The organism is Qipengyuania flavescens (assembly GCF_029688735.1).
Lineage (GTDB): Bacteria > Pseudomonadota > Alphaproteobacteria > Sphingomonadales > Sphingomonadaceae > Qipengyuania.
This window is the reverse complement of record NZ_JARULD010000001.1, coordinates 798,498-822,533: the sequence shown is the minus strand read 5'-3', so window position 1 is coordinate 822,533 and position 24,036 is coordinate 798,498. Positions and strand designations below refer to the sequence as shown.

The window sequence follows — 24,036 nt, the reverse complement described above, 5'->3', positions numbered from 1 at the left end:
GTCCCGATTATCAGGATGCGAGTAAAGGCTTATTTAGATGGGACCGAAGCGAGTGCTCCTCTCCGCACCAATTCAACTTGGAGGATTCCCATGCCTATCCATTTGCCCGACGTGGTCCGTCAGTATTTCGAGGCCGACAAGGCTGCAAACCCTGATGCGATCGCCCAATGCTTCGCTGACGACGCCGTCGTGATCGACGAAGGAAATACCTACACGGGACGCGAGGCCATCCGCCAGTGGATGGCAAATGCCACGACTCAATACAGCTACACGGTGAAACCGATTGCCATCGCTCCGGAGAACGGTCGGATCGTCGTAACAGGACATCTTGTCGGTAATTTTCCCGGTAGCCCGGTCGATTTGCGCTACATCTTCGCCTTCGCAGACGACAAGATCGCCCAACTGGAGATCGTGCCATGAGCGGCTTTCTATCGCTCGGTGGCAAACGGGCGCTCGTCACTTCGGGAACTCGCGGCGCAGGTGCGGCTACCGTCGAACTTCTTCAGGACCTTGGCGTCCACGTTCTGACAACTGCAAGGAGTAAGCCACGGGACATGGAGAAAGAGGGCTTCGTAGCCGCCGACCTTACTTCTCCGGATGAGTGTGCTGTCGTGGCGCAGGCCGTGTTCGATCGCCTAGGCGGGGTAGATATCGTTGTGCACATGCTCGGCGGTTCTTCCGCGCCGGCCGGTGGGTATCAAGCGCTCGACGAGGAAGAATGGCGCCGTGAACTTAACCTCAACCTGATGCCCGCGGTACGTCTGGACCGTGCATTGCTTCCTTCGATGACAGCACAAGGATCGGGTGTGGTGATCCACGTAACATCGATCCAGAGAGAAATGCCATTGCCCGAGGCTACGACAGCCTATGCTGCAGCAAAGGCGGCTTTATCGACCTATAGCAAAGCGCTTTCAAAGGAAGTCTCGCCTAAGGGCGTTCGCGTCGTGCGCGTCTCGCCTGGCTGGATCGCAACGGAAAGCTCCGTTGCTCTCGCAACACGCCTTGCAGCGGATCATGGCGTGAGCGTAGAGCAAGGAAAGCAGATGATCATAAAATCCCTCGGCGGTGTTCCGATCGGTCGGCCGTCCGAACCTGCAGAGATCGCAAATCTGATTGCTTTTCTGGCTTCCGATCGAGCGGCGACCATCACTGGGTCCGAATATGTCATAGACGGCGGGACAGTCCCAACGGTGTGATCGCGGTGAATGTCAATTGGCCAAGAACGGCGGCTTCTGACCGCGCGCATCGCAGAAGCCGACCGGCCGCTTTCGGCCCCAAAGCTGCCGGCGAATTGGGATAATTGACTGAAATCAGGGTCTGCGCAAAGAAATTTCCCAATGTTTTGAGTGCCCATTTTTGTCGTCTATGGGGCACCACTCTACCCATCTCTCCTTCGTCCGCCTCGCGCTTCGCGCTCGAACCTGCATATCGCCAGGCTTCGGCGGCGCGACTAGTGCAATGGCACTATTTGCGGCATTGAGGCCGAGGATAGACAACCATGCGGTGGACGATCGGGTCACACCCGGTTGGCAAGCAGGGGTTCGAGGCGGAAGATGGCATCAGGTTCGGCCAAAACATCCCTCTTGCGCACTTCGTCGCGCCGCGAGAAGGTGTTCTTTGCAACCGTCGCGGCTCTTTTCGCCCTGATCGCACCTTTGCAGATCTTTGCTCCCTACGACTGGATGCAGAGCATCGTATCCGCACATATCAACCAGAAGCCCTACGATGGGGATGGGGTCGTCGTCGCAATAGACGACGCGACCATTGCTGCCTCTCCGGAGGGCGAATGGACGCCGCAACAACTCGCGGCGCTCCTCGATCGGATCGCGGCCGCAAAGCCTGCACGGGTGGTGGTGGAAAACCAGTATCTCGATCCGGGAGAAACGCAGCGGACGGACGCGCTTGCGCAGGCGCTGGGCCGCTTTACGGCCGCTCCCATCTGGGAAACCAGCTTGCCGACCGACGACCGGCAGCAACTGAGCACCAGTTCCTTGCCCCCGCCGGATGTCGAATATTCCAAAGTCGCCCTTACCGGAGACGCTCTGCCGGGCCCTGCAACCATTGCTGCAGTCATGCCGGTCAAGGCGACGTTCTCGCCCGCTCCTGTCTGGACGGTCTATACCGCCAGCGCTGCGACCGGCGTCTACCCCTCAGTCGCGAATCTGTTGGCAGATGGCAGTCGGCCGGGGGAGAACATCTTCAATATCGACGTCAGCTACGATCCGGAAACGGTGCCGCTGATAAGTGCAGGTTCCGTTTTGGAGGGTGAAGATTTTCGGCCCACTCTTGCAGAGCGAACGGTAGTAATCGGCCTCGTTACCGATGCCAGACGCGATTATGTAGCGACACCACACGATTTCTATACGCCGAAGCCAATTATCACCCTACTGGCGGCCCAGACCCTTCTCGACGGTCCGCCGGTTTACATCGACTGGCTCCCTGCTTTTCTGGTCGCGCTGTGTGGTGCCGCCGCCTGGCTGTTCCTGACCCCGGTGGTCGGGCGCACCGTGCTGTTCGCCAGCATCGTTTGCCTGGTCGTGGCACCGACGATCCTCGAAGCGCGGTTGATCTATCTGGAAAGTTCGGCCGCTGTCGTTTTCCTGGCTGTGCTGATAATCGGACGGCTATGGCAGAAAAGCGGGCACGCGGCGCGTGCCTATCGCGAGGCGGCGGAATCCAAGTCGCGCTTCCTGGCCCAGGCCAGCCATGATCTGCGCCAGCCGATTCATGCGATCGGATTGCTGGCCGATCGGCTCGAGCAGACACGGCTTTCGGCGCAGCAAGGTGATATGGTGGCCAAGATCTCGTGGTCCGTCGACAATGCGAGCAGGATGTTCCGGGTCCTACTCGATATCGCCGCGATCGAAAGCGGCGCCTTGCAACCGGACATCGAGGCCGTTTCGATGAACGAGCTGCTGGCCAAGATCGATGGTCAGAACTCGCTGGCGGCCGAGCAGGCAGGGGTCGAAGTCCGGTTCGTCCCCTGCGATGTCAGGGTGCTGACCGACCGAGCGCTGATCGGCACCATGCTGCAAAATCTATTGTCGAATGCGATCAAATATTCGCGCGGCGGGCGGATCGTCGTCGGCTGTCGGCGCGTGCGGGGACGGATGGCGATACATGTCGTTGATACCGGCACGGGTATTTCGCAATCCGATCTTTCGCTCGTCAAAAAGGAATTTTATCGCGGCGGAAGCAACTCGCTGATGCGGAGCGACAACAAGGGGCTTGGCCTTTCGATCGTCAACCGTCTTGCTTCGCTACTCGACCTGAAGTTCACGCTGAAATCGGAAGAAGGAAAAGGTACGTCGGCGATCATCAGCGGCCTCAAGGTGACCGATGCCCGGCCTGAGCCTGCTACCCCCGGAACCGGACATGCTCTTCCTCTTGCGGGATTGTCGATCCGTATTGCGGATGATGATCCGGAACTGGTCGAAGCGACGGTGAAGGTGCTGAGCCAATGGGGCTGCGATGTCCGCACGACCTTCAAACCTCCGACCGAAGATATGAAGGAGGCCGTTCTTCTTACCGATTTCGACTTCGGCGATGGCGAGACCCTAGCCGACCATGTTGCAGTGCTAGAGCGGATACGCTCGAACGGCACGAGGATTGCCATCCTTTCGGGGCGCCATCCAGATCAGATCAAAGAGGAATTGCCGAACTTCCCGGGACTGGTTCTGACCAAGCCCTTACGGGCAGCCGAATTGCGATCCGCACTGATGTCCATGAAAGCAGGCGACGGGCGCAGATAATACCGCAACTAGTGCAAATTGACTAGTGCAAGCTAGGCAAGCGCCATCCATGCTGCTGTTATCAAAGGAGACTAGATTCGCAATCAGGAGGACGCGATGAATAAGACGACGGCTGGTGAAATATTGATCGAAGACGAGGTCGAACTCGTTGTCGGCGGCAATGACGAAACCGATACGTCGGTCGTCACGCCACCACCCCCAGGCCCGGAAGACATCCTCAATTGGATGCCGCCCTGGCGCTCCCCTACGCAAAGTTAAACAGAAATAATCTAGCCAAAAAAGGTGCCGCCCGTGGGCGGCCCTTTCTGTTTCACGGGGCCGGATGCGGCTGCGCGAACCGATGGCCTCGGCAGTTCAATGCACCCCGTATTTCATCGCCATCGCCGCTGCTGCCGTACGGGTCTCCACGCGCAATTCGCGGAGCAGCGCCGAAACGTGAATGCGCACCGTGAAAGGCGATATGCCGAGGTCCTTGGCGATCTGCTTGTTGGAATGGCCATCGGCGATGCCGCGCAACACATCCATCTGACGCGGTGTCAGGCGCGAGAACTGCGATACCGAAGCGGCTTGCGCCAGACCGCTCCCGACGCTGACGTTGACGAACTCCCCCTCCATCACGGCGGCAATACCGTCACGGATCTGGTCCTGTGTGGCGGCCTTGCTGATGAAGCCGTCGACACCGCAGGCCATCACATTGTCGGTCGACCGCTTGTCGTCCGCCATCGAGATGACGACGATCGACGCCAGCGGGAACTTGCGCCGCAACTGGGGGACCGCCGTCTCGATATCCATGCCGGGGAAGCGCAGGTCGAGCAGGAACAGGTTCGGGCTGTATCCAGCTTCGGCGGTCTCCAGCATCTCCTCATAGGTGCCTGCCTGGTCGATCTTCGCTTCGGGGTCGAGCTTCTTCAGGATCGAGCTGATCCCTTCGCGGAAAATCGGATGGTCATCCGCCACCATCATCCTGGCCGGTCTATTGTCCATCGGTCTGCGTTGCACTCTCACGACTTCAAACTCCCGCAATCATGCATCGGTGGGGGCCGCTGACCATAGCACATGACGACTATCGGTTGGCGATAGAAAACGGTCGCCGCCGCTTGCTCCGTGCCCACATGCGGATCGCGGCATAGTACATTCGCACTGTTGCCCGCAGTCGTTCGTTGCTGAAATCAACAGGGCGGCATACTGATCGGCAGTAGGCGGACCGGCATAGAGACGCGGGGGGAAATTGGGGTCGATGACACAGCTCTTCCGCACGGAAGCTCTGCAACAGAAGAAGGATCGCCTGTCGGGCGAAGTGGCCATTGCCGTCCCGGTCAAGTGGCAGCTTATCGGCTATCTCATCTTCGGCAGCCTCGCGGCGGCGCTGATCTTCCTCTCGCTGGCGAGCTACGCGCGAGTAGAGACCGTCACCGGCACAATCGTGCCGGACAAGGGTGTCGCATCGATCGTGCCCAACCGCCGCGGCGTCATCACCGAAATGCTGGTTGAGGACGGGCAATCGGTCGGCATGGGCGAGACGTTGGTCGCGATCCGCGCCGAGGAAGACAGCGCGTCCGGCGTGTCCGCACTGGCGATGACCGAACAGGCCATCGCGCAGCAGGATGCCAGCCTGCTTGCCCAGCTGACCGCGACCCAGCGCACCGCGTCTGCCCAGCGCAGCCAGATAGCCGTCCAGGCAGCCGGCCTCCGCACCGAAATCGACCAGTTGCAGTCCCAAATCGCGCTCCAGCGGGACCTCGTCAATTCGGCCGAAGCCGATCTCGAACGGGCCCGGCGGGTGGCGGAACGCGGCTTCATCAGCCAGCAGGATTTGCGCGCGCGGGAGGATGTGTATCTCTCCCGTCGCCAGCAATTGTCGCAGCTCCAGCAATCGCTCACGTCGCGCCGGGCGACCCTGGCGGAGCTGACCAACAGTGCCGCAGGCATCTCGGCACAGGCGGAAAGCCAGGCGGCGAGCATCGCGGCCTCGCGGGCGCAGGTGGCGCAGCAGGCGGCCTCCAATGCGGGTGCGCGATCCTATGCGCTGACGGCCCCGGTCGCGGGTCGGGTGACCGCGCTGACCATGCGGGCAGGCCAGCTCGTCAGTCCGCAATCGCCGGTCATGGCCATCGTGCCGGAAGGCTCGACGCTGCGGGCGGAACTCGCGGTGCCGAGCCAGGCGATCGGCTTCGTCGAGCCCGGTCAGGAAGTGCGGCTGGCAGTCGATGCTTTCCCCTACCAGCGCTTCGGTACGGTGACCGGCACGATCCGCACTGTATCTTCCAGCGCGATCAGCCAGGCACTGCCGAACGGCGCAGTCGTTTCGGTCTATCCGGTGATCGTGGACCTTGCGGCGAGCGAGATTTCTGCTTTCGGGCGGATGGAGGAACTGGTGCCGGGCATGTCGCTGACCGCCCGGATCGTGACCGAGAACCAGTCGCTGATCGAGTGGCTGTTCGAACCCCTCTTTGCAGTGCGGAACCGCTAGGATGGAACTCGACCTCGGCCTCACCACCCGCAGCCGCGTGCGCCTCGTCCGGCAAACGGAGGTGGCGGAATGCGGCCTCGCCAGCCTGACGATGGTCGCCAATTATCACGGGCTGGACATCGATCTCGGCACCATGCGGCGGCGCTATTCGCCTTCGCTGCGCGGTGCGCCGCTGCGGGCGCTGATCAACCTTGCCGACCAGATCGGCCTGACCCCGCGCGCCGTCAAACTGCCGTTGGAAGAGCTCGGCAATCTGCACATGCCGGCGGTCTTGCACTGGGACATGAACCACTATGTGGTGCTGGAGGCGGTGAAAGGCGGCAAGGCCCTGATCCACAATCCCGACGGCCGCTCGCGCTGGATGCCGCTGCCGGAAGTGTCCGAGCATTTTACCGGCGTCGCGCTGGAATTGCGGCCGAGCAGCGATTTCGATCGCAAGTCGCTGCGCGAGCGGCTGAATCTATCGCAGCTCTGGCAGAGCATGACGGGCCTCAAGCGGTCGCTCGCGCAGATTTTGTTGCTCAGCCTGGTGCTGCAGGCCTTCGTTCTCGCCTCGCCCTATTACATGCAAGTCGCGATCGACAGCGCATTGCCCGCGCTGGACAACGATCTGCTGACGGTGCTGGCACTGGGCTTCGGCCTGTTCACGATCATCAATGTGATGGCCAGCCTGCTGCGATCCTTCGTGCTCCTCAACGCAGGGACGAGCATCGGTTTCTCGCTCGCTTCGAACATCGCGCGCCGCTTGTTCCGCCTGCCGGTGGAATGGTTCGAGAAGCGCCATACGGGCGACGTTCTTTCGCGCTTCCAGTCGATCACCCCGATCCAGTCGCTGCTGACGCAGGGCGCGGTGGCGGCGCTGGTCGACGGGGTGATGGCGCTGCTGACGCTGGCGGTGATGTTCTATTACAGCCCGATGCTGGCCTTCATCGCGATCGTGGCATTCGGCCTCTACGCGCTGGTGCGCGCGATCAGCTTCTCCTTCCAGCGAGAGGCGCAGGAAGCGAGCATCATTACCAAGGGCAAGGAACAGTCGACGCTGATCGAAACCGTCCGCGGCATGGTGACCCTGCGCCTGTTCGGGCGCGAGGCGCTGCGCCATGCGCTGTGGCAGACGCGGCTGACCGATGCGGTCAATTCCAACGTCCGGCTCGCGCGGATCGGCATCTGGCAATCGACGGCCAATATGCTGATCTTCGGGATCGAGAACATCATCACGATCTGGCTGGCAGTCGGTTTCGTGATCGACGGCGCGGGCTTCAGCGTCGGCATGGTCTTCGCCTATATCGCCTACAAGGGGCAGTTCATCAGCAAGTCTGCCGCGCTGATCGACCAGGCGATCGCCTTCAAGATGCTCGGCCTGCACCTGGAGCGCCTGTCGGACATCGCTCTTTCGCCCGAAGACCGCAGCTTCCAGCCCGGCACAGATGCCGTGACCGAGCTGAAGGGCAAGATAGAGATGCGCGACATCTTTTATCGCTATTCGTCGAGCGACCCGATGGTGTTGCAGGGCGTCAGCCTGACCATCGAGCAGGGGGAGCACGTGGCGATCACCGGCCCCTCGGGCGGCGGCAAATCCACCCTGCTCAAGGTCATGCTCGGCCTTGTCGAGCCGGAAAGCGGCGAAGTGCTGATCGACGGCATCCCGCTGCACCGCTTCGGCTACAAGAGCTTCCATTCGCAGACGGCCGCGGTGCTGCAGGAAGACAGCCTGTTTGCCGGATCGCTAGCCGACAATATCGCACTGTTCGACGACGAGGTCGATATGGAGCGGGTCATTTCCGCCGCGACCGCCGCCTCGATCCACGACGACATCATCCAGATGCCGATGCAGTACGAAACCCTGATCGGCGACATGGGTTCGACCCTGTCGGGCGGTCAGAAGCAGCGCGTGATCCTGGCGCGTGCTCTGTATCGACAGCCGAAGATCCTCTTCATGGACGAAGGCACCGCCCATCTCGACGCCCGCCACGAGCGCAAAGTGAACGAAGCGATTTCCGCCATGGGTATCACCCGCGTGATCATCGCCCACCGCAAGGAAACCATCGAAGCGGCCGACCGCACGCTGGTGATGATGGGCGGGGCAACGGCCGAATGGCATCGCGAGGGCGCCTGATTGCCACCGGAGCGCTTTCAGGGTAAGGAGTTCGCAGCGTTTACGACTTAATGGGTGCGCAATGCGTAAGCTTCTGATCTCGACCATTACTGCAATCTCGCTTGCAGCGGGCGGTGCCGCAGTGGCGCAGAGCGTCGGCGACCAGGCGATCGCGTCGGACCAGGATGGCGCACTCGATGAGCCGGAAACCTGGAATTGCACCCGCATCCAGCCGGAATATTCGCGCTGGCTCGACGATGGCAATAGTCCGGAAAGGTGGCGCTATGTCGGCAAGACCTACCGCGAAGTCGATACCGGCGAACTCTACACCTGGCAGGACTGGCTCGACTGGGCCGAGGACAATGGCTGCCCGGTAGGTCTGGCCGAAGGTTCGGTCTCGGGCGGGCCATCCGGCGGCCTGATTGCCGGTGCGGTGACGGCATTCGGAACCGGGTTGATCGTTGCTGCGAACGGATCGGGCCCGAAAAGCCCGGGCTGACCGCCGACTCCAAAGCTAGAGCAAAAAAGGGGCGCCCGGCGAGGCGCCCCTTTTCGTTGTAGCGCTATTTAAGCGGCAGGATTTTGCCGATAATGTAATCGGCCGCCTCTTCCGGGCTCATCTCCACCGTGTTGACCCGAATTTCGGGATCCTCCGGTGCCTCGTAGGGGCTGTCGATGCCGGTGAAGTTCTTCAGCTTGCCCTCGCGGGCCTTCTTGTAGAGCCCCTTCACATCGCGCGCCTCGGCGACCTCCAGTGGCGTGTCGACGTGGATTTCGATGAACTCGCCCGCGTCGATCATGTCGCGTACCAGCTGGCGGTCTGCCCGGAACGGACTGATGAAGGCGGTAAGCACGATCAGGCCCGCATCGGTCATCAGCTTGGCGACCTCGCCGATGCGGCGGATATTCTCGATCCGGTCGCTTTCGGTGAAACCCAGGTCCTTGTTCAGACCGTGGCGGACATTGTCGCCGTCGAGCAGGAAGGTGTGGCGATTCATGATCGCCAGCTTTTTCTCGACTTCGTTGGCGATCGTCGACTTGCCCGAGCCGGACAGGCCGGTGAACCACAGCACACGCGGCGTCTGGTTCTTCATGCCGGCGTGATGATCGCGGGTGATGTCGGTCGCCTGCCAATGCACGTTCTGGCTCCGGCGCAGGCTGAAGTGCAACATGCCGGCCCCGACCGTGCGGTTGCTGATCTTGTCGATCAGGATGAACCCGCCCAGCGCGCGGTTTTCCTCATAGGGATCGAACACGATCCGCTTGTCGGTGGTGATCTCGCACACGCCGGTCTGGTTGAGGTGCAGCGTCTGCGCGGCGAGATGGTCCATCGTGTTGACGTCGATCTCGTACTTCGGCTCGGCGATAGTCACGCTGACCGTCTGCGTGCCGAGCTTGAGCCAGTAAGCGCGGCCCACGACGAGCGCCTCGTCGTCCATCCACACGATGGTGCTTTCGAACTGGTCGGCGACTTCGGGAGGATTGTCGGCGGCAGCGAGCACGTCACCGCGCGAGCAGTCGATCTCGTCGTCCAAGGTGATCGTGATGGACTGGCCGGCAATCGCTTCGTCGAGCTCGCCCGACATCGTCACCACGGATTTGACCTTGCTGGTCTTGCCCGAAGGCAGCGAGCGCAGCGTGTCTCCGGGCTTAACGCTGCCGGTCGAAATCAACCCGCTGAAGCCGCGGAAGTCGAGGTTGGGGCGGTTGACCCACTGCACCGGCATGCGGAACGGCTTGGCCAGATTGGCAGCGCTGCGCACTTCGACCGCCTCGAGGTGATCGACCAGCGTGGGGCCGTCGTACCAGCTCGTATTGTCCGACGACGCGGTGATATTGTCGCCCGCGAGGCCGGAGATCGGAATGGCGGTAAAGCTCTCGATCCCGATGCTCTTGGCGAACTCTTCATAGTCCGCGACGATCGCATCGAACTTGGCATGGTCGTAACCGATCAGGTCCATCTTGTTCACGGCGAGGACCAGATTCTTGATACCGAGCTGGTGGCACAGGAAACTGTGGCGCTTGGTCTGCACCAGCACGCCCTTGCGCGCATCGATCAGAATGCAGGCGAGGTCGGCGGTCGAGGCGCCGGTGACCATGTTGCGCGTGTATTGCTCGTGGCCCGGGCAGTCGGCGACGATGAACTTGCGCTTCTCGGTCGCGAAAAAGCGATAGGCGACATCGATCGTAATGCCCTGTTCGCGCTCGGCGGCGAGGCCATCGACCAGCAGGGCGAAATCGATCTCCTGCCCCTGCGTGCCGACGCGCTTGCTGTCGGCTTCGAGGCTGGCGAGCTGGTCTTCGAAAATCATCTTCGAATCGTAGAGCAGGCGGCCGATCAGGGTCGACTTGCCATCGTCCACGCTGCCGCAGGTGATGAAGCGCAGCATCGACTTGTTCTGGTGCTGCTCGAGATAGGCGTCGATGTCCTCGGCAATGAGGGCGTCGGTCTGGTAGATCGGGTCGGTCATCAGAAATAACCCTCCTGCTTCTTCTTCTCCATCGACGCGTCGCCCGCGTCCTTATCGATCACGCGGCCCTGGCGTTCGCTGGTAGTGGTCAGCAGCATTTCCTGCACCACCTCGCTCAGCGTGGCAGCCTCGCTCTCCACTGCGCCGGTCAGCGGGAAGCAGCCCAGCGTGCGGAAACGGATGGACTTCTCGGTGGTTTCGGGGCGATAGCCCATGACCTTTTCCAGCCGGTCGAGGTCGTCGGCCATGAACAGGCCGCCCTCATATTCGAAGGTCGGACGCGGCGCGCTGAAATAGAGCGGCACGATCTCGATGTTCTCGGCCATGATATACTGCCAGATGTCGAGCTCGGTCCAGTTGGAGAGCGGGAAGACGCGGATGCTCTCGCCCTTCTTCTTGCGCGCGTTGTAGAGGTTCCACAGCTCGGGACGCTGGTTCTTCGGGTCCCAGCCGTGGCTGGCGGTGCGGAAGGAGAAGATGCGCTCCTTAGCGCGGCTCTTTTCCTCGTCGCGGCGGGCGCCGCCGAAGGCCGCGTCGAAGCCGTATTTGTCGAGGGCCTGCTTTAGCCCTTCGGTCTTCCACATATCGGTATGCAGCGGGCCATGGTCGAACGGGTTGATGCCGCGTTCCTTGGCTTCCGGATTCTGATGGACGATCAGCTCCATGCCCGCATCCTGCGCGCTCTTCTCGCGCAGGGCGTACATGTCCTGGAACTTCCAGGTCGTGTCGACATGCATCAGCGGGAAGGGCGGGGGCGAGGGATAAAATGCCTTCTTCGCCAGGTGCAGCATTACTGCGCTGTCCTTGCCGATCGAATAGAGCATCACCGGCTTCTCCGCCTCGGCAACCACTTCGCGCATGATGTGGATGCTTTCGGCCTCGAGGCGCTGGAGATGGGTAAGGGTCTTCGCGTCGCTCATCGGAACTCCTTTTCGGCGGCGAGGCGTAGCGGACCGGCAATCGGATGGACCTCCCAAATGGGAGGCATTATAATGCGTGCATGCGTATTCCCAATATTGGCGAGGTCGAACTGCTTGTGCCCTTGCAGGAGGGTGTCTTCGAGCAGCCGATGTGGGGCACGTTTCTACGTCGCCTGAGGCGCGTTGCAGGCGTCGACAGCGCGCTGATCCGCCTGAGAATTCCCGGTGCGCGGGGCGAAATCTATCTCGTCGATGGAAATATGCCGGCATCGGCAGAACTGCCTTTCGCCGATCTGCGGGAGGGCCGCGTTTATTCGGCGGACGAATTGGGTGAGCCGATTGCGGGCGGGCCGGACATGCGCGTGATCCGAATGACGGGGGCAGAAGGGATAGAGGCGTGGATGGCGCTGCTCGGAAACGACCTCGATGCCGAGCATTCGCGCCTGCTCACCGCTCTCGCGCCATATTTCCGCGTGTCCCTGCGCGTGCTTGCCAGTATCGAGCGCGAAAAGGCACGGGCCTCGCTGAGCGCAGATGCGTTGGCGCGGATGAATTTCGGGTGGGTCGCGCTGGACGAACGCTGTCGCATCGTCGAATGCGATCCCCAGGCAGACCGCTTCCTCTCCAGGTCGGGGGCATTGCGGCGCGGCCCGTATGATCGCCTGACACCATCTTCGCCGGAACTCGACCGCCAGCTGACCGCGCTGGTACGCGAATGTGCAGCCGATCGGCACCTGCGTCCCCGCGCTCTCAATCTCAGCCGAGATCCCTGGGTGGAGGTGCTGGTATCGCCCATCCATCTCGACACCCTCGTGGGCGACAGCCGTGCCGTTGCCATGCTCTATCTTCGCGGCGACCGCTCCTCCAGCGCGGACCGGCACGAGCAATTGGCCGATCTGTTCGACCTGACACCCGCCGAGGCGCGGCTGGCATGGTCGCTGTCGCAGGGGCTGTCGATTGCCGAAGCGGCGGAACAACACGGCCTGACCATCGAGACGGCGCGGTACTATTCGAAGAAGATCTACGCCAAGACCGGCGCGCGCGGGCAGGTCGACCTCGTGCGCAACATCCTTACCGGAGTGCTGGCGCTGGCCTAGTCGGTCCGCGCGGTGAGGTCCGGCCAGAAGGCATCCGCGCCGCGGGCGATCACGCTGTCGCCGAGCGCCTTGCTCCAATATGCATCGCTGCCGAACTCGCTGCGCCATTGCCGAAGGCGGCCGGTTAAGGTGTGAAGCGGATATTCCTGCGTGAAGCCGATTGCGCCATGGACCTGGTGGGCGATCCGTGCGCCTTCGCTCGCCGCGCGATTGGCCCGCAGCTTGGCTGCGGCGATCTCGAACGCAGCATCGCCGCGGTCGAGCGCTTCGGCCGCGCCCATCGTGGCGCAGTTGGCGGCTGCCGCTTCGCAGGCGAACGTTGCCAGCTCCTGCTGCACCGCCTGGAACTTGCCGAGCGGGCGGCCGAATTGCTGGCGCTCGTTCACGTAAGCAACGCTCATCGCCAATGCTGCATCGAGAGCGCCGGCGATTTGCGCCGCGCGGGCAAAAGCACCGAGATGGAAATGCGCTTCGGTTCCTTCCTCTTCGCGGCTGGCGACGATCCGGTCGACCAAGGGCAGGCCGAGCGCGTGATAGCCGGAGAGCCGGAAGACAGTCAGTGCGTCGACATGATTGCCGCCGAAGCCGCCGTCCGCTTCGGGCACAAGCAGCAGTGGCAGGCCGAGCTCATCGAGCCTAGACCAGTCGCTCTCGCTCGCCGTAGGCCCCAGCTCGGCGAACAGCGGATCGGCCATCTCGGCCAGCATTCGGCGGGTATCGCTCATCTCAGTCCAAGTCCCCGCGCAATGATACCCTTGAGGATTTCGCGCGTTCCGCCGCGCAGCGAGAAACTGGGCGCGACCTGCAGTAGATAGGCCGTGACGCTTGCCAGGACCTCGTCGCCGGACAGGTCCATCTCGATCGCACCTTGCAACAGCTCGGGGATCGCCTGTTCGTAGGCATTGCCGAGATCCTTGACCATGGTCGCCTCCAGCGCGGGATCTTCGCCCCGCGCGAGCTTGGCCGCGACCGATGCGCTCATCATGCGCAAGGTCCAGGCATCGGATGCCATCCTGCCGACGAGGTCGCGGACCGAGGGATCGGCGTGCTTCTCGCCATGACGCACCAGTTCCAGGAACAGCACCATCGACGATAAATACCGCTCCGGCCCGGAGCGCTCGAGCGACAGCTCCGCCGTTGCCTGTCGCCAGCCCTGGCCTTCTTCGCCGAGCAATGCCGAGGCAGGCAGGCGCACATCCTCAAAGAACACCTCGTTGAACTCGTGCGCACCGGTGAGATCGATGATCGGCTTCACCGAGACACCCGGCACATCCATCGGGATGACGAATTGCGACAGGCCCTGCTGGCGCTCCGAACCGGCTTCGGAGCGGATCAGCGCGATCATGAAATGCGACCAGTGCGCGCCGGTGGTCCAGACCTTCTGCCCGTTGATGATCCAATCGTCTCCATCCCGCCGTGCGGATGTCCTGACGGAGGCAAGGTCCGAGCCCGAATTCGGTTCGGACAGTCCGATGCATGCGAATACCTCGCCGCACGCCATGCCGGGCACCCAGCGCTCCTTCAGTTCGTCGTTGCCGAGCCGCAGCAGCAGCGGCCCGCTCTGCCGGTCGGCGATCCAGTGCGCGCCGACCGGAGCGCCGGCGGCCAGCAATTCTTCGATCACCACATAGCGCTCGAGCTGGCTGCGCTCATGGCCACCATACTCTTTCGGCCAGGTCATGCCGAGCAGCCCTGCCTCACCGAGCCTGCGGCTGAAGTCCGGATCGGCCTTGGTCCAGCAATTGGCCCGGCAGACCGGATCGCGCTCGCCATGCTCGGCCACCAGCCCGCGGACCCCGGCCCGCAACTCGGGTGCGCTGTCCGGCCAATCGACGGCTTCGGTGACGAAGGTCTGCACGCATTCTCCTCTCACGGCCTCTCTCACCAATTTGCCGCCGCACCGCAAGACCCGTTGCAACGAGCAACGAATCCCGACAGTGTATCGGCAAGAGAAACGAGTCCCCCAATTTGCGAGGAGAGAGCCCATGACCGATTACAAGAACCTCATCGACGGCAAGATGGTCGACAACGGCGAATGGCTGGACGTGCTGAACCCGGCCAATGAGCAGGTCGTCGGCCGGGTGCCCGCCTGCGGCAAGGACGAGCTGGACCGCGCCGTCGCCGCCGCCCGCCGTGCGTTCAAGGACTGGCGCAAGACCTCGCAAGAAGAGCGCCAGAAAGTCGTCCAGGGCATTGCCGCAGCGATCAAGGACAATGCCGATGAACTGTTCCGCCTGCTGACCACCGAACAGGGCAAGCCGCACGCGCAGGCCCAGCAGGAGATTTACGGTGCCGCGGGCCTCGCCGCAGCACAGTCGACGCTGACGCTGGACGATGTCGTCAACCAGGACGACGACCAGCGCCTCAGCCGCACGCGCCGCGTGCCGGTAGGCGTGGTCGGCGGCATCGTGCCGTGGAACTTCCCGGTCATGATGGCGATCCAGAAGATCGTCCCCGCGCTGGTCGCGGGCTGCACCATCGTGCTGAAGCCTTCGCCCTTCACGCCGCTGACGACGCTGCGCATTGCCGAGCTGATCAAGGACGTGGTTCCGGCAGGGACCGTCAACATCATCACCGGCGAGGATCACCTCGGCCCGATAATCACCGAGCATCCGGATATCGACAAGATTACCTTCACCGGCTCCACAGCGACCGGCAAGAAGATCATGGAGGGCGCATCGGGCGACCTCAAGCGGATCACGCTGGAGCTCGGCGGCAACGATGCCTCGATCGTGCTGCCCGACGCCGATGTCGAGAAGGTGGCCGAGCAGCTGTTCTGGTCCAGCTTCTCAAACGCCGGCCAAGTCTGCATCGCCGCCAAGCGCGTCTACATCCACAAGGACATTTACGACGATCTCAGCAAGGCAATTGCCGAATATGCCAAGAGCGTCGTCGTGGGCGATGGCTCGCATCAGGGGACGGGCGTCGGCCCGATCCAGAACAAGAAGCAGTACGACCGCGTCCTGGAGCTGATCCAGGACGCCAAGGACAATGGCTACAAGTTCCTGACCGGCGGCGACAAGGACCCGTCGGGCACCGGCTATTACGTGCCGATCACCATCCTCGACAATCCGCCCGAAGATGCGCGGATCGTGGCCGAGGAACAGTTCGGCCCGGTCATGCCGTTGCTCAAGTTCGACAGCATCGACGAAGTCATCGAGCGGGCGAACAATTCGGAATACGGCCTCGCCGGTGCGGTCTGGACCAAGGATACCGACAAGGGCGTCGAGATCGCCGAGCAGCTCGAAACCGGTACCGTCTGGATCAATGAATTCATGCACCTGTCGCCCTTCTCGCCCTTCGGCGGGCACAAGCAGTCGGGCTTCGGCGCGGAATACGGCGTCGATGGGCTGAAGGAATTCACCTACCCGCAGGTGATCACGGTCAAGCGCGACGCGGTCGTCTGAGCACATCGGACTGCGTCAATTCTACAGGCTACGCCAGCGGCATGCAGCTGCTGGCGTAGTCGTTTCGACATCTCGGGCTGGTAAAAAGCTTTATCGGCGGTGAAATCGGGCGACGGAGGTTGAACCTCTCACCTCGCGCACCAGAAAGGCGTTCGGTGCGGTCCCGAACAGATACTCGTCCTTCGCGTATCGCTCACTCCAGAAGGTCGCCTGATCCGCTTCAGCCATGGGCCGCTTTCCATGCGCCCATGGAGCCGAGATAGATGTCCAGCTTGTCGAAACCGCGGCTCGCAAGCCAGCCGGCAGCGACCGTGGCCCGCATTCCGCTGGCGCACATCAAAGTGTAGTGTTGTGCCGGATCGAGATCGCGATAACGCTCGTTAAGTTCGCCCACGTAGATATGCCGAGAGCCTTCGATAGCGCCTTCTGCGCGTTCGTCCGCATCCCTTACATCAAGCAGCGTCCAATTATCCCTGCCGCCTCTGAGGCGACGCTCGACTTCCTCGGTTCCGATCATCGGAATGGTCCGCATCGCCTGGCCCTGCGCAGCGGCAGGCACGACGCCGACATAGCCGCCTTCGATAGTGTCGAGAGCGATCCGCACGAGATGCGTCATGGCAGCTTCGAGCTGGTCTTCATCGGAAGCAACAAGAGCGACCTTCTCGCCCTCGCGAATGAACCATCCTGCGAATGCCGAAATCATCCCGACCGGCAGGTTCGTGGAACCGGGAAGATGGCCTGAAGCAAAGGCAAGCGGCTCGCGCACATCCACCAGATGCTCGACCTCGATGTCGCCCAACTGGGGCAGCGACAGCCGCTTGGGCCGCATCACGCGAGGTGCAGCATCGCCGCCCTCCAGGTTAAGGCGCTCCATCAGCCGGAAATAGGGCGGCTGGTAGTGGTTTTCCTCCACCTTGAAGTCGATGAAAGCATCGCGGCTTTCGAATTGCAGCCGCGGATTGTTTGCGCGTTCGTGGCCGAGGGTCGAGAACTCGCGTTCCGCCATGCCCGACCCGCAGACCGATCCTGCCCCATGTGCCGGGTAGAGGATGACCTGATCGCCGAGCGCCAGAATTTTCTGCAGGGAATCGTAGAGAAGGCCAGCAACCTCGCGCTTGCGATCGGGATAGAAGTCCGTGCGGCCAACGTCCCCGACGAACAGCGCATCTCCCGTAAACACGCCGACCGGTCCCTCGGGATAGGCCGTGTCGTGGAGCACGAAAGCAAGATGATCGTCCGTGTGTCCCGGTGTCTCCAGCACTTTGATTTTAAGCTGGCCTATTTCGAACTCGTCACCCTCATGCGCCGTTTCGGCATACTCGACAGGGCCGGCAGAATTGGGACCGTGCAAGACGCGCGCGCCGGTCAGTTCTTTCAGGATCGGCGCTCCGGACACCAGATCCTCGTTGCGATGGGTCTCGAAGATATGGGTAATCTCCAACCCTTCGGCGCGTGCCATTTCCACGTAGCATTCGCAGTCGCGCCGCGGATCGATAACGGCCGTCTTGCCGCCGGAACCGATCAGGTAGGACAGGTGGGACAGGCCGGGTGTCTTGATTTTCTCGAGCAGCATGGTGCCTCCTTCGTAAGGAAAAAGCGGGACCGGCGCGAACCGATCCCGTCCCTCGGACAAGCTACACGTCTGACGCCGACGGCACAGCCTTCGCGCTAGCGGCGAAAAAACAGGAGTCGCTCCACAGCAGCCGCACCGTCCCGGGAACGCTTTTCGTGTTGCCGTAGCTTTTAATCGTCGATTGCAACCGGCACCAACTCCTCGATCGAGCCGGATGCGGAAGGGAATGCCCGGCCAGCGGGCTAGACTTGTACGTTTCGACTTGGAAATACCAATTCCCGCCGTGCAGTTTTTCTGGTCACAGCGATCCGCCAAATTCTTCGTAGAGTCTGCCTATCCTGCTTCCCCCGGCCCTGTATATTCGTTAGGTCGCAAGGGTGCCCAGTCCGATCTTTCGACTTAGCGCCGTCGCTCTTGCGCTTCTCGGCACGGCTTGCGGAGAATCCGAAACCGAGCCTCAACGAGAGGCCGTTCCGGTCGTGGCGCAGACTATCCGCCTTCTTCCCGAGGAGCTGGAAGTCGAAGCGATCGGTTCCGCGCGGGCTGCCACCTCGGCCGAAATCTATGCCGAGACCGACGGCCGTGTTACGAACGTGCTGTTCAGCGCAGGCGATTTCGTCAGCAGCGGGCAACCCCTCGTTCGTCTCGATTCCAGACAGGAGAGGCTCGCGGTGGAAGCGGCGCAAGTCGACGTGCGCGAGGCGGATCAGCTTCTCGGGAGGTATCGGCGCATCGAAGATACCGGGGCCATTTCCGAAAGCCAGATCGAGGCGGGCGAAACCGCGCTCGCGTCCGCCCGTGTCGCCCTCGAACAGGCTCGAACCGCACTGGCCGATCGGGTCGTGCGCGCGCCGTTCAGTGGCCATGTCGGCCTGACCGAGATAGATCCGGGCGACCGGGTGAACGATGCGACGCCTATCACCCAGATCGACCAGCGCGGCACGCTCTACGTCGATTTTCCTGCGCCGGAGGCTGTCTTTAGCGCGCTTCGGCCGGGGCAGGTCGTGCAGGTTACGCCATTCTCCGACCCCTCGCGCGAAATCGATGCTCGGGTGGTGGCAACCGACACCCGCATCTCGCAGGACAGCCGCGACTTTATCGTACGCACAGCGATTCCGAACGAGGACGACCGGCTGCGTCCCGGCATGAGTTTTCGCGTAACCTTCAATCGCGCAGGCGAAACCCGGCCCGTCGTCCCCGAAGAAGCGATCGTGTGGGGCGGCGAAGGTTCGCACCTCTTCGTGATCCGCGAGGCGAAAGCGGTCCGGGTGCCGGTCACCATCACGGCGCGGCGGGAAGGAAGTGTCTTCGTCAACGGCGCAATCCGCCGGCAGGACCGCGTGATCGTCGAAGGCGTGCAAAAGGTTCGCGACGGTCAGGATATCCGGATCGTGCGCAATGGGGGATCGGGCGAGCAGCAGGTCCGGGTTCGCGACCGGCAAGGCGCGGCCCCGCAATCCGCAGCCGATGAAGAATAAGTTCGACCTGCCCATGCTGGCGGTCAAGCGACCGCTGCTGATCGGCGTGCTCAACCTGCTGATCGTCATTGCCGGGATTGCAGCGCTGTTGGGCGCGGAGGTCCGCGAACTGCCCAATGTCGACCGCCCCATCGTCTCTGTCACGGCGAGCCTGCCCGGGGCCGCGCCCGAGACGATGGATTCCGAAGTGACGAGCATCCTTGAAGATGCGGTCGCGCGTGTTTCCGGCGTACGCCAGATCAGCTCGTCCAGCGAGGAAAACAATTCGCGCATCCGGGTCGAGTTCAATCCCGGCATCGATCTCGATACGGCGGCATCGGACGTGCGCGAGGCGGTGAGCCGCGTCAATCGCGACCTGCCCGAGCGGGTGGAGCAGGTGACCGTGGTCAAGGCCGATCAGGATGCCCAGCCCATCATGACGCTGGCGGTGCAATCGACCGAATACGACCAAGCCGAGCTGACACGCATCGTCGAGAACGACATCGTGCCGGAATTGCTGGCTGCCGAAGGTGTGGCGAGCATCGAGCAGTTCGGGACCCGCGCACGGCAGATGCGGGTCTCGGTCGATCCGGCGCGGCTCAATCGTTTCGGCCTGACGCTGACCGACGTGGCGGACGCGCTGGAGAATGCGCCCTACGACGTACCGGTCGGCTCGTTCCGCTCGGATGCGCAGGAGTTGGTGGTGCGCGCCGAAGCGAGTGCGACGAGCCCTGCACTGATCGAGAACGTCGTCATTAACGGAACCACCCGCGTCGGCGACGTCGCCCAGGCCGATTTCGCGCCCGCCAATGCCACGAATTTCGTGCGGCTCGACGGACGGCCCATCGTGGGACTGGGCGTCGTGCGGCAGGCAAGTTCTAACACGATCGAGATTTCGGACGGCATCCGGCAGGGTGTGGACCGGCTGAACGAGCGCTTCTCCGACATATCCATCGAAGTCGTATCCGACGACGCCGAATTCATCCGGATTTCCGTGCGCGAAGTGCTCATCACGCTCGGCTTCACGATCCTCGTCGTGGTCGGGACGATGCTGGTGTTCTTCCGGGCATGGCGGCCGACCGTCGTCCCGAGTGCGACGATCCCGGTTGCCCTTGTCGGCGTGGTCGCCGGTATCTGGCTCATGGGCTTCTCGATCAATTTGCTGACCTTGCTAGCTCTGGTCTTGGCGACGGGTCTTATCGTGGACGATGCCATTGTCGTGCTCGAGAATGCGCAGCGATTGCAGAACAAGGGGCTTGGTAGGCGCGCGGCCGCCGTGCTGGGGACGCGGCAGGTGTTTTTCGCAGTGGTCGCGACCACGGCAGTGCTGGTGTCGGTTTTCGTGCCGATCAGTTTCCTTCCGTCGGAGGCCGGCCGGCTGTTCCGGGAATTCGGTTTCGTCCTCGCGGTTGCAGTCATCATATCGAGTTTCGTTGCCCTGTCCCTCGTGCCCGCACTCGCCGCCCGCTTCGATCTGACGAGCGACAAGGAGGAGACGGAAGGCGGACACCTCTCTCGCTGGGGGCACAAGGCGAACAACTGGTACGAAAGCGCACTAAGGCGCTGCCTCGACCGGCCGAAACTGGTCGGCATCGCGTCTATTGTGGTCGCAGTGGCCGCGGGCCTGCTCTATTCGCAGCTCGACAACGAACTCGTGCCGGACGAGGATCGCGGAGTGATCACGGTCGATGCGACCGGACCGGACGGGGTCGGCCTCGACTTCATGGACGGCGAACTCGACGAGGTGGAGCGCGTCCTCCAGCCCTATCTCGACAGTGGCGAAATCGAGAGCACGTTCTCCATCGTCGGCCGATACGATCCCAACCGCGTGCGCGTGACAGCACAGCTCGCCGACTGGAGCGACCGCGACCGTAGCCAGACGGAGATCGTCGACGAACTCAACGAACCGCTGCAGGAAATCCCGGGATCACGCACCAACGCGCGCGGGCGCGGGACGCTGAGCTTCGGCGGCGGCGGCAACGGGATCGAGGTCGCCCTGACCGGCGCCGAATACGATACGATCTACGCATCGGCGCAGGCGCTCGCGACCGCGATCGACACCCAGTCGGATATCCTCTCGAATGCCGAAATCTCCTACCAGCCGACACAGCCACAGTTGTCGGTGCAGATCGACCGGCAGCGCGCTGCCGATCTCGGCGTCGATCTGGACGATCTGTCCCAAACCTTGCGGGCGATGATCGGGGGAGAGGACCTCGTCGATCTTAACGTAGGCGACCAGGCGGTGCCGATCTTCCTGACAGCGCAGGCGGTGACGGTCACCAACCCTTCCGACCTGCGCAACCTCTACGTTCGGGGCACAGTCGGCGGCGAGAGTAGCCTGGTCCCGCTTTCCACGCTGGCCCAGATCGAAGAACAGGGCATCGCCGCCGAACTCGACCGCACCGAACAGCGCCGCGCGATCGAGGTCAGCGCGAACATCGAAGCGGGCACGCCGCTACGCGATGCGGTAGATGAAATCGAACGCCTGTCGGAAGACGCCGTGGGTCCGGGCATCGACATGCTGTTGCAAGGCGAGGCCGAAAGCCTCGAAGAGACCTCGAACGATCTGCTGCTGACCTATGGCTTCTCGCTGATCATCGTATTCCTCGTGCTGGTGGCGCAGTTCGAAAGCTTCACGAGCGCGTTCGTGGTGTTGCTGACCGTGCCATTCGCTCTCGCAGCGGCCATATTCTCGCTGTATCTTTCGGGCGTGTCGCTCAATATCTATTCGCAGATCGGCCTCGTCATGCTGATCGGCCTGATGGCGAAGAACGGCATCCTGATCGTCGAATTCGCCGACCAGTTGCGCCAGCAGGGCCGTAGCGTGCGCGAATCAGTCGAAGAAGCCGCCGCCATTCGCCTGCGCCCGATCGCCATGACGCTCATTTCGACCGTGCTCGGCGCAGTACCGCTGATCCTGGCGAGCGGAGCCGGCTCGGAAGCGCGCCAGTCGATCGGCTGGGTAATTTTCGGCGGTCTAGGCATCGCGGGCATCTTCACCCTGTTCCTCACGCCGGTCATCTACCTCGCCATCGCGCGTTTCGGCAAACCGCGCAACGTCGATCTGGAGCGCCTGAATAGCGAGATCCAGGACGTGGACGAAGACATGACGATGGCTCCGGCATGAAGAGGCTGTTGGCTGCCACCGGAGTGGCTCTGATGGTGTCCGCCTGTGCGGGCGTCGAGCCGGAGGTGATGATCCCGGTCGTCGAGGCACCGCCGGCCTATGCGACGGACCTTCCGCCCTCGGGCATCGAGCGGGACTGGTGGCTTGGCTACAACGACCCGGTGCTCGACACGCTCGTGCGCCAGGGCCTTGCCGCCAACCTTAATATCGACGCGGCGACCGACCGGCTCGGTTCGGCAGCGGAACTGTTGCGCGCCGAACGGTCGGACCTCCTTCCTTCGGTCGATGGAACGGCGGAGATTGGCGCATCCCTGACAAACGACAGCGCGATCACTGCGAGTGCGGGCCTTTTCGGTCTGTTCAATCCCGATATCAACGGCAGGCTTGCGGCCGAAGTCCGCGCTGCCGCTGCAGATTATGCCGAAGCGGAATATTTGCTTGCGGATCAACGGCGCATCGTGGCCGCGGCTATCGCCAGCCAGTATATCGAGTATCGTCGCACCGGAGCGCAGCTCGAACTGCTGGAGCAATCGACCGACTTGCAGGAACAGACGCTCCGGATCGTCACCTTGCGGTTCGAAGCCGGTCTTGCCGCCAACCTCGACGTGCGGCGAGCCGCAGCCGACCTCGCGCAGACGCGGGCCCGGCGCGGTCTCATCGAGATCGCACGCAACGAAGCGCAGAACGCCCTCGCGATCCTTCTGGCCGAGCCGCCAGGCGCTTTCGCTGTTCCGACACGTGAAGAGGCCGAAATCCCCGATTACGGACTGGGTCCGCCCGCAGGTGTTCCTGCAGACCTGATGCGGCGGCGGACCGATATTCTCGCGGCCGAAGCGCGGCTCGCGCAAGCGGCAGCCGCGATCGGGATCGAACGAGCGGATTTGCGACCTTCGCTGACCATTCCAGGGACGATCGGTATCGGTGACGGCACGCTCGGCGGCCTGTTCAGCGACTTTCTCGTCGGGATCGGCGCCGCGCTCGATCTGCCGCTGTTCGACGGTGGTCGGCGCCGGGCGGAAGTCGCCGCTGCCGAGTTCGAGGCCCAAGCCCGGCTCGCGGAGTACAACAGCGTATTCCTGAACGCGCTGGGCGAAGTCGAAAACGCTCTGGTCGCGATCGAAGCCTATCAACAGCGCAGCGAGGCGCTGTCGGAAGCAATCGAACAGAGCGAGGTCGCCCTCTCGCAATCCAATGCTCTTTATCGCGAAGGTCTCGCATCGCTGTTCGATGTGCTGGATGCGCAACGCCAACTGATTGCGAGCAGGCAGTCGTTGATCGACAGCGATGCTGCATTGGCCAGTTCCCACACCGCGTTCCACGCAGGCATCGGTTCGGACTGATCTTTCCCGCATGTCCGGGGCGCGTTCCCGGAACGAGCGAAACTGGGGCGCGATACGGCCAGGGCAAGGCTATGTGTGGCGGAGCAGGAGGGATGCAAAAATGATTGAAAGTAAAGGGGATTTTTTCAAATATTCCTTGCGACATAAATTGAGCCAAAGTCTATGGTAAGGTCTGGGATGGACTGTCCCGGATATTATCGAAGCTATTACGGTTCTGCCAGACAACGAGGGGAAGGGCTGGAAGCGGTCAGTCCATCTACACATCAATTTATGGCGATCGGTTGCTGGTAAACATTCTTACTGGTCGGCCCGAACGCCACCCGTGTG

Annotated in this window: 18 protein-coding genes; 12 read left to right on the top strand and 6 right to left on the bottom strand. The window is 62.5% G+C overall.

Translation table 11 applies throughout. From position 1 onward, the window contains the following. The first annotated feature begins 90 nt into the window (after positions 1-90). From P8R33_RS03955 to P8R33_RS03940, 4 genes are all read left to right on the top strand, one after another. Positions 91-420, top strand: a complete 330-nt coding sequence (locus tag P8R33_RS03955; protein WP_278327686.1) for a nuclear transport factor 2 family protein — start codon at positions 91-93, stop codon at positions 418-420. Continuing rightward, positions 417-1,196, top strand: a complete 780-nt coding sequence (locus P8R33_RS03950) for an SDR family oxidoreductase (protein ID WP_278327685.1) — start codon at positions 417-419, stop codon at positions 1,194-1,196. Before P8R33_RS03955 ends, P8R33_RS03950 begins: the two co-directional genes overlap by 4 nt. Before the next feature lie 414 nt (positions 1,197-1,610). Further along, positions 1,611-3,752, top strand: a complete 2,142-nt coding sequence (locus P8R33_RS03945; RefSeq protein WP_278327684.1) for an ATP-binding protein — start codon at positions 1,611-1,613, stop codon at positions 3,750-3,752. Positions 3,753-3,848: 96 nt separating this feature from the next. Continuing rightward, positions 3,849-4,010, top strand: coding sequence for a hypothetical protein (locus tag P8R33_RS03940; RefSeq protein WP_278327683.1), 162 nt, complete (start codon positions 3,849-3,851; stop codon positions 4,008-4,010). Positions 4,011-4,106: 96 nt separating this feature from the next. Here the strand turns inward: P8R33_RS03940 and P8R33_RS03935 are convergent, their stop codons facing one another. Beyond that, positions 4,107-4,736: a LuxR C-terminal-related transcriptional regulator gene (locus P8R33_RS03935; protein ID WP_278327682.1), complete on the bottom strand. Its 630-nt coding sequence runs from the start codon at positions 4,734-4,736 to the stop codon at positions 4,107-4,109. A 253-nt stretch (positions 4,737-4,989) separates the two neighbouring features. Here P8R33_RS03935 and P8R33_RS03930 point away from each other — a divergent pair, with 253 nt between their 5' ends. The 3 genes from P8R33_RS03930 to P8R33_RS03920 all read left to right on the top strand — a co-directional run bounded on the left by P8R33_RS03930 (position 4,990) and on the right by P8R33_RS03920 (position 8,816). Then, positions 4,990-6,222 (top strand): beta-barrel domain-containing protein, encoded by a 1,233-nt coding sequence (locus P8R33_RS03930; protein ID WP_278327681.1) that lies wholly within the window; start codon positions 4,990-4,992, stop codon positions 6,220-6,222. Position 6,223: 1 nt separating this feature from the next. Then, positions 6,224-8,338: a peptidase domain-containing ABC transporter gene (locus P8R33_RS03925; RefSeq protein ID WP_278327680.1), complete on the top strand. Its 2,115-nt coding sequence runs from the start codon at positions 6,224-6,226 to the stop codon at positions 8,336-8,338. 61 nt (positions 8,339-8,399) lie between these two features. Next, the gene (locus P8R33_RS03920; protein ID WP_278327679.1) at positions 8,400-8,816 is read left to right on the top strand and encodes a hypothetical protein; all 417 of its coding nucleotides are present in this window, start codon (positions 8,400-8,402) and stop codon (positions 8,814-8,816) included. A 64-nt stretch (positions 8,817-8,880) separates the two neighbouring features. Here P8R33_RS03920 and cysN read toward each other — a convergent pair whose 3' ends face one another. Next, positions 8,881-10,788, bottom strand: coding sequence for a sulfate adenylyltransferase subunit CysN (gene cysN, locus P8R33_RS03915; RefSeq protein ID WP_278327678.1), 1,908 nt, complete (start codon positions 10,786-10,788; stop codon positions 8,881-8,883). Beyond that, positions 10,788-11,765 (bottom strand): sulfate adenylyltransferase subunit CysD, encoded by a 978-nt coding sequence (gene cysD / locus P8R33_RS03910; protein ID WP_278327677.1) that lies wholly within the window; start codon positions 11,763-11,765, stop codon positions 10,788-10,790. The genes cysN and cysD overlap by 1 nt, the downstream gene beginning before the upstream one ends. A 23-nt stretch (positions 11,766-11,788) precedes the next feature. Here cysD and P8R33_RS03905 point away from each other — a divergent pair, with 23 nt between their 5' ends. Continuing rightward, positions 11,789-12,805, top strand: a complete 1,017-nt coding sequence (locus P8R33_RS03905) for a helix-turn-helix transcriptional regulator (RefSeq protein ID WP_278327676.1) — start codon at positions 11,789-11,791, stop codon at positions 12,803-12,805. Here the strand turns inward: P8R33_RS03905 and P8R33_RS03900 are convergent. Together P8R33_RS03900 and P8R33_RS03895 are read right to left on the bottom strand one after the other, a co-directional pair. Beyond that, positions 12,802-13,530: an acyl-CoA dehydrogenase family protein gene (locus tag P8R33_RS03900; RefSeq protein WP_278327675.1), complete on the bottom strand. Its 729-nt coding sequence runs from the start codon at positions 13,528-13,530 to the stop codon at positions 12,802-12,804. The two genes, P8R33_RS03905 and P8R33_RS03900, sit on opposite strands and share 4 nt — an antisense overlap. Further along, positions 13,527-14,663: an acyl-CoA dehydrogenase family protein gene (locus P8R33_RS03895; protein WP_278327674.1), complete on the bottom strand. Its 1,137-nt coding sequence runs from the start codon at positions 14,661-14,663 to the stop codon at positions 13,527-13,529. Before P8R33_RS03895 ends, P8R33_RS03900 begins: the two co-directional genes overlap by 4 nt. A 127-nt stretch (positions 14,664-14,790) precedes the next feature. Here P8R33_RS03895 and P8R33_RS03890 point away from each other — a divergent pair, with 127 nt between their 5' ends. After that, entirely contained in the window at positions 14,791-16,212 is a 1,422-nt protein-coding gene (locus P8R33_RS03890) for an aldehyde dehydrogenase family protein (protein WP_278327673.1), read from the top strand. Between the two features lie 220 nt (positions 16,213-16,432). Here the strand turns inward: P8R33_RS03890 and P8R33_RS03885 are convergent, their stop codons facing one another. Beyond that, complete coding sequence (locus P8R33_RS03885; protein ID WP_278327672.1) at positions 16,433-17,785, bottom strand: MBL fold metallo-hydrolase; 1,353 nt, start codon at positions 17,783-17,785, stop codon at positions 16,433-16,435. Positions 17,786-18,264: 479 nt separating this feature from the next. Between P8R33_RS03885 and P8R33_RS03880 the strand changes: the two genes are divergently transcribed. From P8R33_RS03880 to P8R33_RS03870, 3 genes are read left to right on the top strand one after another with little or no spacing between them, the layout of a single operon-like run. Further along, positions 18,265-19,263: an efflux RND transporter periplasmic adaptor subunit gene (locus P8R33_RS03880; RefSeq protein WP_278327671.1), complete on the top strand. Its 999-nt coding sequence runs from the start codon at positions 18,265-18,267 to the stop codon at positions 19,261-19,263. Then, positions 19,253-22,369, top strand: a complete 3,117-nt coding sequence (locus P8R33_RS03875) for an efflux RND transporter permease subunit (RefSeq protein WP_278327670.1) — start codon at positions 19,253-19,255, stop codon at positions 22,367-22,369. Before P8R33_RS03880 ends, P8R33_RS03875 begins: the two co-directional genes overlap by 11 nt. Continuing rightward, positions 22,366-23,709 carry an efflux transporter outer membrane subunit gene (locus P8R33_RS03870; protein WP_278327669.1) on the top strand — a complete coding sequence of 448 codons (1,344 nt, stop codon included), beginning with the start codon at positions 22,366-22,368 and terminating at the stop codon, positions 23,707-23,709. Before P8R33_RS03875 ends, P8R33_RS03870 begins: the two co-directional genes overlap by 4 nt. The last annotated feature ends 327 nt before the right edge of the window (positions 23,710-24,036 follow it).